Annotated in this window: 11 protein-coding genes; 7 read left to right on the top strand and 4 right to left on the bottom strand. The window is 35.0% G+C overall.

From position 1 onward, the window contains the following. Positions 1–87 precede the first annotated feature (87 nt). Together RBB48_RS11300 and RBB48_RS11295 are read left to right on the top strand one after the other, a co-directional pair. Positions 88–765 carry a response regulator transcription factor gene (locus tag RBB48_RS11300; protein ID WP_199695075.1) on the top strand — a complete coding sequence of 226 codons (678 nt, stop codon included), beginning with the start codon at positions 88–90 and terminating at the stop codon, positions 763–765. A gap of 1 nt (position 766) precedes the next feature. Continuing rightward, positions 767–2,143, top strand: a complete 1,377-nt coding sequence (locus RBB48_RS11295; protein ID WP_306007657.1) for a sensor histidine kinase — start codon at positions 767–769, stop codon at positions 2,141–2,143. A 186-nt stretch (positions 2,144–2,329) separates the two neighbouring features. Here RBB48_RS11295 and RBB48_RS11290 read toward each other — a convergent pair whose 3' ends face one another. Together RBB48_RS11290 and RBB48_RS11285 are read right to left on the bottom strand one after the other, a co-directional pair. Then, entirely contained in the window at positions 2,330–3,589 is a 1,260-nt protein-coding gene (locus tag RBB48_RS11290; protein WP_306007656.1) for an MFS transporter, read from the bottom strand. 68 nt (positions 3,590–3,657) lie between these two features. Continuing rightward, entirely contained in the window at positions 3,658–4,281 is a 624-nt protein-coding gene (locus tag RBB48_RS11285) for an ArsR/SmtB family transcription factor (RefSeq protein ID WP_306007655.1), read from the bottom strand. A 185-nt stretch (positions 4,282–4,466) separates the two neighbouring features. On the opposite strand from RBB48_RS11285, the gene RBB48_RS11280 reads away from it, so the two are divergent. Together RBB48_RS11280 and RBB48_RS11275 are read left to right on the top strand one after the other, a co-directional pair. Continuing rightward, entirely contained in the window at positions 4,467–5,531 is a 1,065-nt protein-coding gene (locus RBB48_RS11280; RefSeq protein WP_306007654.1) for an ABC transporter permease, read from the top strand. After that, positions 5,531–6,202 carry an ABC transporter ATP-binding protein gene (locus RBB48_RS11275; RefSeq protein WP_000202602.1) on the top strand — a complete coding sequence of 224 codons (672 nt, stop codon included), beginning with the start codon at positions 5,531–5,533 and terminating at the stop codon, positions 6,200–6,202. The genes RBB48_RS11280 and RBB48_RS11275 overlap by 1 nt, the downstream gene beginning before the upstream one ends. 49 nt (positions 6,203–6,251) lie before the next feature. Here RBB48_RS11275 and RBB48_RS11270 read toward each other — a convergent pair whose 3' ends face one another. Further along, the gene (locus tag RBB48_RS11270) at positions 6,252–7,370 is read right to left on the bottom strand and encodes an LPXTG cell wall anchor domain-containing protein (protein WP_306007653.1); all 1,119 of its coding nucleotides are present in this window, start codon (positions 7,368–7,370) and stop codon (positions 6,252–6,254) included. 150 nt (positions 7,371–7,520) lie between these two features. Further along, positions 7,521–8,102 carry an ATP-binding protein gene (locus RBB48_RS11265; RefSeq protein ID WP_088063979.1) on the bottom strand — a complete coding sequence of 194 codons (582 nt, stop codon included), beginning with the start codon at positions 8,100–8,102 and terminating at the stop codon, positions 7,521–7,523. Positions 8,103–8,322: 220 nt separating this feature from the next. Between RBB48_RS11265 and RBB48_RS11260 the strand changes: the two genes are divergently transcribed. The 3 genes from RBB48_RS11260 to RBB48_RS11250 all read left to right on the top strand — a co-directional run bounded on the left by RBB48_RS11260 (position 8,323) and on the right by RBB48_RS11250 (position 12,760). Beyond that, positions 8,323–9,237 (top strand): class I SAM-dependent methyltransferase, encoded by a 915-nt coding sequence (locus tag RBB48_RS11260; RefSeq protein ID WP_306007652.1) that lies wholly within the window; start codon positions 8,323–8,325, stop codon positions 9,235–9,237. A 552-nt stretch (positions 9,238–9,789) separates the two neighbouring features. Then, complete coding sequence (locus tag RBB48_RS11255) at positions 9,790–11,331, top strand: serine hydrolase domain-containing protein (RefSeq protein ID WP_306007651.1); 1,542 nt, start codon at positions 9,790–9,792, stop codon at positions 11,329–11,331. Between the two features lie 196 nt (positions 11,332–11,527). Next, the gene (locus tag RBB48_RS11250; RefSeq protein ID WP_088063976.1) at positions 11,528–12,760 is read left to right on the top strand and encodes a DUF4073 domain-containing protein; all 1,233 of its coding nucleotides are present in this window, start codon (positions 11,528–11,530) and stop codon (positions 12,758–12,760) included. The last annotated feature ends 239 nt before the right edge of the window (positions 12,761–12,999 follow it).

Genomic DNA, 12,999 nt, shown 5'->3' with positions numbered 1-12,999 from the left:
AAATGTTGGTTTGTTTTTCTTTTTCTTGCAAAAAATCCAATTGTTTCTTAAGGTAAGGATGTAGAAGGATGAACAAGAGAGGGTTTAATGAAGATGATACATATTTTATTAGCTGATGATGATAAGCATATTAGAGAATTGTTACATTACCATTTGCAAAAAGAGGGGTTTAAAGTTTTTGAAGCGGAAGATGGAAAGGTAGCGCAAGGCGTATTAGAGAAAGAAAATATTCATCTTGCGATAGTAGACATTATGATGCCGTTTGTTGATGGCTATACGTTATGTGAAGAAATCCGGAAGTATCATGATATACCGGTTATTTTATTAACTGCGAAAGGTCAGCTAGTCGATAAAGAAAAAGGATTCATTTCTGGTACGGACGATTATATTGTAAAACCATTTGAACCAGCTGAAGTAATTTTCCGTATGAAAGCTCTATTGCGCCGTTATCAAATGCTTAGTGCTGATATTATTACATTACACGGAACGATAATTGACCGAAAAGGGTTTGAAGTGAAGTGTAACGGTCAGACGATTTTGCTTCCATTAAAGGAATTTGAATTATTATCACAACTTGCTAGTTATCCTGGAAGAACCTTTTCAAGAGAAGAATTAATTGAATTAGTATGGGGAATGGATTTTGAAGGAGATGAACGAACAGTTGACGTTCATGTGAAGCGACTGAGAGATCGTTTTTCAAAACGAACAGATGATTTTCAAATTACGACAGTACGCGGACTCGGTTATAAGTTGGAGTTGAAATAAAATGAAATCACTATACTCTAGATTTGTTTTTATGACGGTTGGAATCATGCTACTTAGCAGTATTATCGGTTTTTTATTAACAAATGTGTACTATCAAGTGAAGTTAAAACCGTACAATAGTGAAAAGATTTTAATGTATGCGAAAGAAGTAAAATCGTTATATGAAAAGCAAAGTGAAGAAAATCAAGAGGCATACTTACAGTCTATTGCGAAGTTAGGATATGAAATTTATATTGTCGATGATAAAAAGAATGGAAAACGTATCGGCAACGCGTTTCGTAAGACAATAATAAGTGATGATACCGTTCATAAAGTATTGAATGGCGAAACGTTTAATGGTGTTTCTACGTATCCAACACGTCTCTTTATTACAGGTTTTTTCGATAATGAATTAATAAATAGTGTCGGTGTACCAGTGCAACACGGTGATAAACAGTACGCTTTATTTATTCGTCCTGACATTCAGAACCAATTTGGCGAGATGCGAATTTTCTTAGCGGTATTACTTGGGTTTATCGTACTATTAAGTATTATCTTTATAGCGATTGCAGCAGGTTATATCGTTCGTCCCATTCGAACATTTACGAAAGCGACTCAAAAGATTGCAAGTGGTGAATATGATATCGAATTAGATGAAAATCGAAAAGATGAAATTGGTACATTAGCAACTAATTTTCAAAAGATGACGAAAAGTATAAAAGAATTAGATGAGATGAGACAAGAATTCGTTTCAAATGTTTCTCATGAATTTCAATCGCCGCTTTCTTCCATACAAGGGTTCTCAAAAACGTTACAGTCAGAAGAGATGAGTGCGGAAGAAAGAAACCATTACTTACAAATTATTGAGGGCGAAAGTAAGCGAATGTCTAGTTTATGTAAACAGTTACTTACGCTAGCTTCACTAGATAAAGAAGAAAAAGTATTACAAATAAAAGAATTCAATTTGCAGAAGCAAATTAAAGACGTTATTTTTATGCTCGAATGGAAATGGCGTGAAAAAGATATCGCCGTTGAATTTGATGTGCCGGATATTACAATACAAGGTGATGAAAACTTACTTCATCAAGTATGGAGTAATATTTTTACGAATAGCATTAAGTTTTCAAACGACGGCGGAACGATTGAATTTGTTGTAGAAGAATTAGAGTCGAGCGTGATGATCTCTATATCAGACAACGGAATCGGTATGGAAAAAGAAGAAATGGATCGTATATTTGATCGTTTTTACAAAGTAGATACTGCAAGGGCAAGAAACGTAGAAGGTAGTGGTTTAGGATTATCGATTGTGCAGAAAATTGTTGAACTGCATAACGGAAACGTTTCAGTATATAGTACGAAAGGGGAAGGGACTACTGTTCAGGTGGAGCTTCCGAAATAGATGGAAGAGGCTGCTTGGGAACAGCCTCTTCTTTTTGTCATTTTTTGTCGATAAATCGATATAATCGGAAAATCGCTGATATAATTTGAGTTGCGCCGATATATTATGAAAATCGCCGATATAATCCGAGTTGCGCTGATATATTTGAAAAATCGCCGATATAAATTTCACGTACTGCCACTTCTGCTATAAAGCTGTACTTTTCCCGCGCTCTTCTTTAAACCGAACTTCAAAAGTATCCGCTGTAATTTCATCAGCTTTCGGCAAAGCCCGTAACTTTGGATGAAGTAGCCATACGAAAGAAATAAATAAAATCCCGATGCTAGCGAACGCGAAAATGAGTTGGCTACTAAATACATTTGCAGCATATCCACCAATTAAAGAACCGAACGGCATAGCAATTGTGCCCATACTTCGCATGACTGAGTTTATGCGTCCAATATACTGATTTGGAATTACAATTTGACTAATTGTCGCAAATAATATGTTGGTTGCACCAATTGGAATCCAGGCTAGACCGAATAAGAGAATAGACAACCACTGAAACGGTACGATCGTGGAGAGAAACCAAAAGATAGCACCAGTCGCAAAGCCAATAATAGAGACACGGCCAACATTACGTTTACCAACCCATGAACTGAATAATGCTCCAATTAAACTGCCGGCTGATATAGCGGCTAAGAAGAAGCCATATGATTTCACGCCTCCTAAAGAATCAGCGAAAGAAGGGAGTATCGCCATCGTCATACCGATTGAAAAATTAGCGACTACTGAACCGATTAAGAATACGCCCATTAATGAACGGAAGACGATCGAAAAACCTTCTTTTAAATCAGTGAAATATTGTTTAGTTGAAAGTGATGTATTGGTTTCTGCTTGCTTTGGCATTTTCAATGAAAAGAACAAAAGGGCAGTAATCGCGAATGTAATAGAGTCAATTACATATAAAGTGATTGCGCCAAGTAGTGCTACTAATATGCCAGAAAGCGTCGTGCAAATTAAATCAATGCCTTGATACGCAAATGAAAAGAGTGAATTTCCTTTTAATAGTTGTGTTTTATGAAGTAGAAGTGGTAAAGCTTTTGATTGTGCGGGATAGGCGAATTGTTCGATAAAGGCTACGATGGGCATGATGATGAGTAGTAGTTGAACTGTTAATAGATCGACGTAGTGTGTAATAGGAATGATTAAAATAAGCATGCATTGCAAAACTTGTGTAATGACGAGGGTGTTTTTTATTGCCCATCTATCAACGAATGGGCCGGTAAGGAATTGTAATGCAGAAGGTAATAATGTAAGGAAACCAGCCAATCCAGAATAAAAAGGATTACCACTCAGCTTATATACGAGCCACATCGCAGCTACATAATATAAGCTATCTCCTATGTTTGTAAAAATTCTTCCTAAAAAAAGTAAGAGGAAATTTCGGTTTTTTAATATGTCCATTTAATCTACTCCTTTATAAAAAAATTATTCGGTAAAATAAATTTGACCGTCTATGTAAAAAAATCGTATTACGATTTTTCTTCTTTTTTCACAAAGCGCTGCATTGCTTTTTCATCGATTTGTAGTGCAGTAGTAGAAATGTAATAAGATTTACTATTTGGATCTTTATCTGCGTCTTTTGCGATATCATTTAATTCAGCCATTAATTCATGAAATTTTTTCACCCACACTTGAAATTGTTCTGGCGTGGCATCAAACTCCCAGCAAGATGAAACGTAATTCCACTCTGCTGGGTCTTCGCTTACTTTTCGTAATGTAAAAGCTTCTTCTGGTGCAGCGAGAATATGGCTTTTCGTTCTTTCTGTCATTTGTAAAAAGATTTGGCGACCTGATTCGCTTAATATTTCTAAATGAGGTAATAGGTCCGCGGCAGGGGTGAAGCCCCTAGCGACAGATTGATAAAACTTTTGAATGATGCCATTCTTTTCTTCTGTATAAACAATTTCTATAAAACCATTCTTTTCTAATTCTTTTAAATGATAATGAATTTTAGCCCTTGGAATGCCGAATTTATCAGATAGTAGTTGTCCTGTATAAGGACGTTCGCATAGATGCATCATCATTTTGACACGAAGTGGATCGCTTATTGCTTTTAGTTGGCTATAAGTAGTTAGTGTTAACATGGGCTTCAACAAGATCAACTCCTCAAATAAAATTACTCGGTCAAGATTATTTGACTGAATTGTATCAAGGATTCTGATTATTTTCAATACTTTCCGAAAATTAAATCTTCTCCTCTGTAATCTTCTGTTCATATTCCGTTCATATTTCTTTTTTATGATAAGTGCATAGAAAGAAAGAGGAAGGAGCGAGCGAAATGTTTTTAGCTCTGCGTGAATTAAAACAATCAAAATTAAGATACGGATTAATCGGACTGATTATGGTGTTATTATCATTTTTAGTTCTTGTTATTTCAGGATTAGCAAATGGATTATCATATGATAATGCTTCATCGATTCAAAATATGGAGGCAAATAAGTTCGTTTTAGCAGATGATGCGGAAAATAAATTACTTCGTTCACAAATTAAGAAAGAAGATGTAGATAACGTAGTCAATCAAGTAGGCGACAAAGAGGCCGTTCCGTTTCGTGTGAAAGTTTCAACGTATGAAAAGAAAGATAGTTCGAAAAAAGTGGATGTTGCTATTTCCTCAAGTGAACGTGATTCATTTTTAGAACCGAACATTGTAAAAGGTGAGAAATTAGGCACAGCAAATAACGAAATGGTTGCTGATGAATCTATTAAAGAAAAAGGAATCGATATTGGGGATACAATTATTGATCCTGTTTCAAAGAAAGAATTTACAATCGTTGGATTTACGAAAGATCAAATGTTTAGCCATACACCAGTCGTTTATGTAAATGAAGACGTATGGGGATCTATTTCACAACCAAACCAAAAAGATTATAGTGCAATTGCACTGAATACAGATAAAGAAATTAAAAATGCACATGTTATCGACAAAAAAGAAGTACTGCAAAGCATTCCAGGATTTAAAGAAGAGCAAGGAACATTAACGATGATCATTGCATTCTTACTTGTTATCGCTGCGTTACTAATCGGTGTATTCTTCTACGTCATTACATTGCAAAAAACACAGCAATTAGGTGTATTAAAAGCAATCGGTACAAAGAACTCTTATTTAGCAAATAGCTTAGTCGTGCAGGCGTTATTCTTATCAGTCGTTGCGATGGTAATCAGTATTGTTCTTGTACAAGGATTAGAACAAATTTTACCAGCGGGTATGCCGTTCTTATTAACAACACCGATGATTGCACAATATGCAGCAATCTTCATCGTAATTAGTATTTTAGGAACACTTATTTCGTTATACCAAGTATTAAAAGTTGATGCATTAGAAGCAATTGGAGGCGGGATGTAATGACTTCATTATTAAAATTAGACAAAGTAAGTAAAGTGTACGGAGAAGGGAATACGGAAGTAACAGCCCTTCATCCGATGTCGCTTGATGTGAAAGCTGGAGAATTTATCGGAATCGTCGGTCCTTCTGGATCAGGGAAAAGTACGTTATTATCAATCGCGGGTGCGTTATTATCACCATCAAAAGGGGATATTTACATTCGTGAGCAAAATATTACGAAGCTATCAGAAAAGGAAATGACAGACATTCGTTTGAAAAAAATCGGCTTCATTTTCCAGTTTGCAAATCTTGTTCCATATCTAAATGTAAAAGAACAATTGCTTTACATTGCAAAGCTTAAAAAAGAAAACAAACAAGACTCAGAAAAGCGTGCGGATCATTTATTAGCGGCATTTGGATTAGGAGAAAGAAAAAGTCATTATCCAAATCAACTATCTGGCGGGGAAAAACAAAGGGTAGCAATCGCTCGCGCGTTCATGAACAACCCAGATTTAATATTAGCGGATGAACCAACAGCAAGCTTAGATTCAAAACGCGCACGTGAAGTTGTAGAAATGATGAAACGTGAAGTGAAAGAGAGCCAAAAAGCAGCAATTATGATTACGCATGATGAAAGAATGCTTGATGTATGTGATCGTATATTGACGCTAAGAGATGGGAAGTTAATATAAAGAAAAAAGACAATCGCACAAGTGTGCGGTTGTCTTTTGTATAATTGCTTTATTTTGAGAATAACGCTTTAATTTTATTTCGTGTAATTAATAAAACGCCGCCTAATACAGATAACATACCTAAAGCCATATTGTTTGATTGCTCACTACCAGCGTTAGGAAGTTCTCTAGCGTTATTGTTTGTGTTTGTAGTACCAGCCTTTGTTTCTGTTTGTTTTGATTGAGATACTTCATTAATTTTGTTATCTACATTTTGCTTCGTTGTATGTACCTCAGCTAATTTGTCCTCAATTTTTTTCTCAGTATGCTTAAAGTCGTTAATTTTAATATCTAAGTCTTGTTTTTTCTTTGTTAAATCATCTGAAACAGTTTGTTTCGCTTGTTTAATTTCGTTAATTTTATTTAGTAAATCTTCTCTAGCTTTTTGTAATTCAGCTAGTTTGTTTTTTACATCTTGTTTCGCTAGTTCTAAGTTAGCGGAAAGACTATCTAAATTGCCTTTAATTTTCTTAAGTTCCTCTAACGTATTTCCAGTATGCGGCTTATTTTCTTTTAACTCAGCAAGTTTGTCCTCAGCAGTTTGTTTTGCTTTCTTTAACTCAGCTAATTTTTCATCTACCTGTTTTTTTACTTCCTTAAGTTCATTAACCTTTTGATCGATGTTCTCTTTATGTTGCTTCATTTCATTCACTTTTTCATCGACAGTTTGTTTATGTTCTTTAATCTCATTCACTTTATTATCGATATTTTGCTTATGTTCTTTCACTTCAGCAACTTTTTCTTCTACTTGTTTTTTATGCTCTTTTATTTCAGCGATTTTATCTTCGGCGATTTGCTTGTCTTGCTGAAGTTTTGCATCTAGCTCTTCTTTACGTTGTTTTATTTCGTTAATTTTTTCATCAGCAACTTGTTTACGCTCATGTAGTTCATTAACCTTCGTGTCAACATTTTCCTTAACTTGGTTAAGTTCATTCAACTTTTGATCCACGTTTTCTTTGTGCTGCTGTAATTTCGCATCTAATTCTTGTCTATGTTGCTTAATTTCAGCTAATCGATCTCCTGTACTTTGCTGAGGAGTAGCATCAGTTACTTCCGCATGAGCAGAATTTGCGCCAGCAATCATTGCTAAAGCTAGTGTAGACGCAGCGATTGTTTGTTTTGTTTTCATATTTTTGTACCTCTTTTCTTTCATATGCATGAGTTGTTTTGTGTAGAATTGAGCATATAGAAGTAGATTATCTTATCATTATATACCATGTAGGATGTCTAGAGGAAGTATTTGCATAATAATCTATCATTATGTAATTCTTATAGTCTATTATTTTTGGGTAGGGGAGAGATCTTTAGCTAGATGAACAATTTCTTCTATAGTAGAGTTTACATCCTTACGATTACGAATAACAAACAAATAATCAGCCTCGTTTTCTATCGGATCGACCACATCTTCATGTTGCAATTCAGCTTGTTGTCGATCGAGTACTTCTTTGAAATTAGAATATCCACCTCTAAAAATATTGGTACTTCGCGTGCTTCGAGCTACTCTTTCATAAAGTACATCATTTGGAATGTCAAAATGAACGAGTATACGTACATATTCCTCTTTCTGAAACAATTCATTTAGCAAATACATCCGGCCGTTTCGGCTTCTATTTGAGTTGCAAATAATAAGATGTAAACTTGTATGTTCTTTTGCATAATCAACAATGAATTTCGAAAGACCGTGTTTAAATGTATTTGGGCCTTCGTCCGGCTGTAATTTTTCATAATGCGTGTTAATGAATTCAGCTTGGTTATCTTGATCCATAACGAAAGCGTGGGGTAACTCTTTTTCTAGTTCTTTAGCAAATGTAGTTTTTCCGCTGTGTGTTTTTCCTACTGTAATGATCACTAATCGTTTCATATTGGCCTCCATATGTATTGTTATCATTTGGGACATTCGATGTGAATTGACAATTTTCCTGCTAGAGAATATACAATATGTCGGAGTAGTAGTAGGCTGAAAACTTGACAAAAAAACTTATTTATGCTATAATTTACCAATATAAAAATAAAGTGTATAATAGGGTTCTCCTGGCCAGGGGAACCCTATTTTTGTTGTGAAAATGAAGGAGTGTATGTGCGTGAAAAAAGGTGAAGCGAGTGTAACGTCGCTAGTATCAGCTTTCGGAAGGGCGTACCATAGTGAATTTGATAGTCCTAAAATCTTTGATGATTATGTAGCTAAAGATTTCATTTCAAAAAAAGAACGTAACGATATTGAAACAAATATGGTCCAAGGAATCCATTTTTTCAATACAGACATTGCACAAAAGTTTCAAGACAATCCACAAGAAATATTAAAATGGATTACACAAGTTCAATTATCACCAACACCTTTGGCACGTGCGGCATATTGTGAAAGAGTATTGCTACATGAAATTACATTAGGCGAAAAACAATACGTCATACTCGGTGCAGGCTTAGATACGTTCAGCTTTAGACACCGAGAATTAGAGAATGAAATAGAAATATTTGAAGTAGATCATCCTTCTACACAAAGGTTTAAGAGGGGGAGAATAAAAGAAGCAGTACTTGAAACTCCAAACAACCTTCATTTTGTTTCGATGGATTTCACGAAAGGGTTTTCCAGTGAACAGTTACGGAATGAAGGATTTGAAAATAAAAAGACTTTCTTTAGCCTATTAGGTGTTACGTACTATTTAACGAAAGAGGAGCTTTCTAGTTTAATAGAAAATTTATTCGAGATGGTTCCAGTGGGGAGCTCTATCGTATTCGATTATCCGGATGAAAACTTATTTACGGAAAAAGGATTGTCCAATCGAGTTGAAAATATGGTAAAAATGGCTGCAGTAGGCGGAGAACCGATGAAATCGTGTTTTTCTTATGCTGAAATGGAAGCACTGTTAGAGAAGGTAGGCTTACTCATTTATGAGCACTTATCACCAGAGGATATTCATACATTATATTTTGAAGGACGAAACGATTATTTAAAAGCTTTTGAGACGGTGCATTATGTGCATGCGGTGAAGAAGTAGGAATTAGTAGGCATGGGGGGAAATCTCTGTGTCTTTTTTTGGGGGAGAACAAGGAGGTATTAATAGGAAGAGAAATTCGATAATGTAAAGAATATGAAGTATGAATGTAATAAATTAAGTAGCAATGATAAAGGAGAACATAATGTACACAATTGGACAAGTTGCTAAATTTTTAGATGTATCTAGAGATACTTTGAAGTTTTAATCAAAATGTGTGGGGTTCTTCTTTTTATAGAATAAATATTTGCAGCAATACTTTGGTCAAATTCTAATTAAAACTAAAATCCACCTTTTCTATTATAAATTTTTGTAATTTGGAATATATCTATTTGATTAACCAAATTAGTATTTTAGGGGCCTTAACTGAAACAATAGATATAACTTCATATCAATCTTGTTAATGAATTTCATTGCCCTCAGATAAAGGACAATAGTAGATCTTTGATTTTTATTACAATTTTGTAAGGTTAAGTAATAAAAATCGATAGAACAGGATATTAGAATGGGATACTCTGATTGATGGATAGAATATTCTGAAAAAAGGTGGAGCAGATGAAGAATAGACAAAAAGCATCGATAATATGCAAAAGTATTTTATGTTTAATGATTTACATATTTATTACGAATGAAGCATGGTTTACAAATGTGGTGAGGGCAGAATCGGGCACGTTGATTGATAGGAGTATAGAGGATTTCAAAAAAAAGCTGGATGAACAGGTACCAAAATGGCAAGAGAATTATGAGGTACCAGGGGTTGCAATAGGGATTGTACATGAGGGGCGTATTGCTTATACACTTAACTACGGTTATGTAGACAAAAAGACAAAAAAAGCGGTGAGTGACGATACATTGTTTCAAGCTGGTTCCATATCTAAAAACCTTACAGCGTGGGGAATCCTACATCTTGTAGATGAAGGGCATTTATCACTAGATGATCCCGTTGGAAAATATCTGACCAAATGGAAATTACCTAATTCAGAGTTTAATAATAATGAAGTCACAATAAGAAGATTGTTAAGCCATACAGCAGGGCTGTCTGCACATAAAGGATACCTCGGGGTTACACCAGGGAAACATCTTGACTCTATTGAGGAGTCTCTGTCTGGAAAAGGATGGCTTAATGAACCAGTGGAGGTTACCAATAAACCAGGTTCAGAAACAATTTACTCTGGTGGCGGATATACAATTTTACAACTTGTAATTGAAGAGGTTACCGGAATACCGTTTGATCGTTATATGGAAGAACAAATTATGAAACCTTTAGGAATGAAATCTAGTTCATTCTTACAACGTCCTGAAAACCATAACCTTTCGAAAGCTTATGGATATTTTGGAGAGGAGCTCCCTAGTTACCAATTTACCGAACAGGCTGCTGCAGGTCTTAAGACAAATGTTACCGATATGATGACATTGATACTTGCAAGCATGGATGCACATAATAAAGGGAATGGTGTCATCAAAAGTGAACGTGTTACGGAAATGCAAAAGCCGGTATTAGGGGAGAATGGTTTAGGTATATTTGAAAAAAAACTATCTAATCAATGGAAATTAATTTATCATTCTGGTGATAATCGAGGGTGGCATTCTTTTTATGGTTTCATTCCTAATACAAAGGATGGATTGGTAATCCTCACGAATAGTGAAGGTGGTATAGACTTACGACAGGATATTTACCACGCATGGATTGAATATGAAACTGGAAAATTACCTGAAAGTTACTTCTCTCTAGCTGAGCAGAGAAAAAACAACTCTATTACATCAATTGTTATTGGAGCCACACTTGGTTTATATTTGCTGCTATTTGTGATTAGATTGTACAAAGGTAGAAGAACTTTCATTTTTAAGCAAGAGAAGAGATCCTACATCGGATTAGTAGTTAGGACATTTTTACTTATTAGTACTGCTATCCTCGTTTTTTGTGCTGCCTATTTTTGGAGAGTTTTCAGCTTGAATTCCGGTAATACAATAAATTTTATTCTAATAATGGTATGGATTATAACATTATTAATTAGTGGATTTTTCCCGAAAATTAGAAGTAATAAAAAACAACGTATGAAACGAAAAGATTTAACATCAAAATTTACATGTATGTAATGTTAAAAGCTAGAAAGCTAGATTGGCGTAAATCGCTAATTGTGGTTTGCAAAAAACGACAAAATCTCTTAAAAAACACTTAACTTTTAACGTCATCTATCTTTACAATCCCTCCCTATAATGTGAATTGGACAAGCATCTAAGAGAAAGCAGAACATGGCAGTTTGTACATTCTATTATTAGGGGGAGAATTTGTATGAAAAAGACAGTTGCTTCGTTAGCAGTTATGGCGGCATTATTGCCGACGTTTTCAGTGTATGCAGAAGGGAAAGAGCAAGTTCGAAAATCAGCTACAACTTTTAATGTTATTAGTGACATTCAAGGGGATTTAGGAGACTTTGATCATGTGTTAAAAGATATGAACAAAGTGACGCCACTTTCTAGAGCGCTTATTATGAATGGGGATATAACGCCAACTGGACAACAGTCACAATACGATGATGTGAAGCGTGTGTTAAACAAAAATAAGCATCCAGAGAATGTATGGTCAACTGTTGGGAATCATGAGTTTTATGCTGGTAAATGGACAGCTGATGGAAAGCTCTCTCAAAGTACATGGCCAAATGGTGTAACGGAAGAAACGCTATTTAACCGCTACTTACAATTTAGCGGGCAAGAAAAGGTATATCATAAAAAAGAATTAGACGGTTATCCGCTTTTATTTTTAGGAACTGAAAAATATATGAAATACCACGATTCAAAAATGTGGGATGAAGTATTTATGAGTGATGAGCAATTAGGTTGGTTAAAACAAAATTTAGAAGAATATAGCCAAAAAGATAAAAATAAGCCCATTTTCATTTTCTCTCATCACGTTTTACCGGATACAGTATCTGGATCAAGACAATCACCGTATTTAAATGACTATTTAAACGTGGATAAATTGTACGATATATTAAAAGATTACCCGCAAGTTGTTTTCTTCACGAGTCACACGCATTGGGATTTAAACTTACCGGACTGGGCTGGAAAAAAGAAAATTGCAGGCGGAGATGAAAAAGGATTTACAGTTGTAAATACGGGCGGTATTGAAACTGGATGGATGTCGGCTGGACCAAATGGCGGAGAGAAGACTGCTCCTGATGGCTATTCATTTAAACAAGGATTACAAGTGAAAGCATATGGTAACGATGTAATGGTAACAGCTTACGATTATAAACGTGATAAGGATATAAAGAAGCTATTAATTAGTGATGCGAAAGTCGCACAAATGGCACCAAATGTAACAGCTGACGATAGTAAAAATGTAATTGTCGGTGCAACGGAGTATATGGAGTACTCTGTAGAAGGAACGAACGAATGGTTGACGTATAATCCAGGGAATGCTCCGAAATTTGACGGGAACAAGGTTGTACACGTACGTCATAAAGGCGAAATGAATTTAGAGCCAGGATTAACACAGCTTCTTCGATTTTCGGCAAATAAGTGATTAGTAAGGGCCTACTTTTTAATAAGTGGGCTCTTTTGTGTTGTCGTTTTTTATCGGTAAGTCGATATATTTCAAGTTATGGACGATATATTTGAAAAAATCGTTCATATAAACTTCATGTACCGAAATAAAGTGAAAGTTATTAATGTAATTTCACGTACCGTATTGGAGTTAAAATTATTAATACAATTCCATTCACAAAAACCGAATTCCAACACATTTTTCACCCAGAAAGATGA

Source organism: Bacillus sp. MMSF_3353, from assembly GCF_030733445.1.
Lineage (GTDB): Bacteria > Bacillota > Bacilli > Bacillales > Bacillaceae_G > Bacillus_A > Bacillus_A wiedmannii.
The sequence above is the reverse complement of the archived record's forward strand: the minus strand, read 5'-3'. Positions and strand labels throughout refer to the sequence as shown.

Excerpts from the sequence above, each read along its gene's own strand:
- RBB48_RS11280 (WP_306007654.1), top strand. The coding sequence starts at position 4,467 with ATGTTTTTAGCTCTGCGTGAATTAAAACAATCAAAATTAAGATACGGA.
- RBB48_RS11265 (WP_088063979.1), bottom strand. The coding sequence starts at position 8,102 with ATGAAACGATTAGTGATCATTACAGTAGGAAAAACACACAGCGGAAAA.
- RBB48_RS11275 (WP_000202602.1), top strand. The coding sequence starts at position 5,531 with ATGACTTCATTATTAAAATTAGACAAAGTAAGTAAAGTGTACGGAGAA.
- RBB48_RS11290 (WP_306007656.1), bottom strand. The coding sequence starts at position 3,589 with ATGGACATATTAAAAAACCGAAATTTCCTCTTACTTTTTTTAGGAAGA.
- RBB48_RS11250 (WP_088063976.1), top strand. The coding sequence starts at position 11,528 with ATGAAAAAGACAGTTGCTTCGTTAGCAGTTATGGCGGCATTATTGCCG.
- RBB48_RS11295 (WP_306007657.1), top strand. The coding sequence starts at position 767 with ATGAAATCACTATACTCTAGATTTGTTTTTATGACGGTTGGAATCATG.
- RBB48_RS11300 (WP_199695075.1), top strand. The coding sequence starts at position 88 with ATGAAGATGATACATATTTTATTAGCTGATGATGATAAGCATATTAGA.
- RBB48_RS11270 (WP_306007653.1), bottom strand. The coding sequence starts at position 7,370 with ATGAAAACAAAACAAACAATCGCTGCGTCTACACTAGCTTTAGCAATG.
- RBB48_RS11255 (WP_306007651.1), top strand. The coding sequence starts at position 9,790 with ATGAAGAATAGACAAAAAGCATCGATAATATGCAAAAGTATTTTATGT.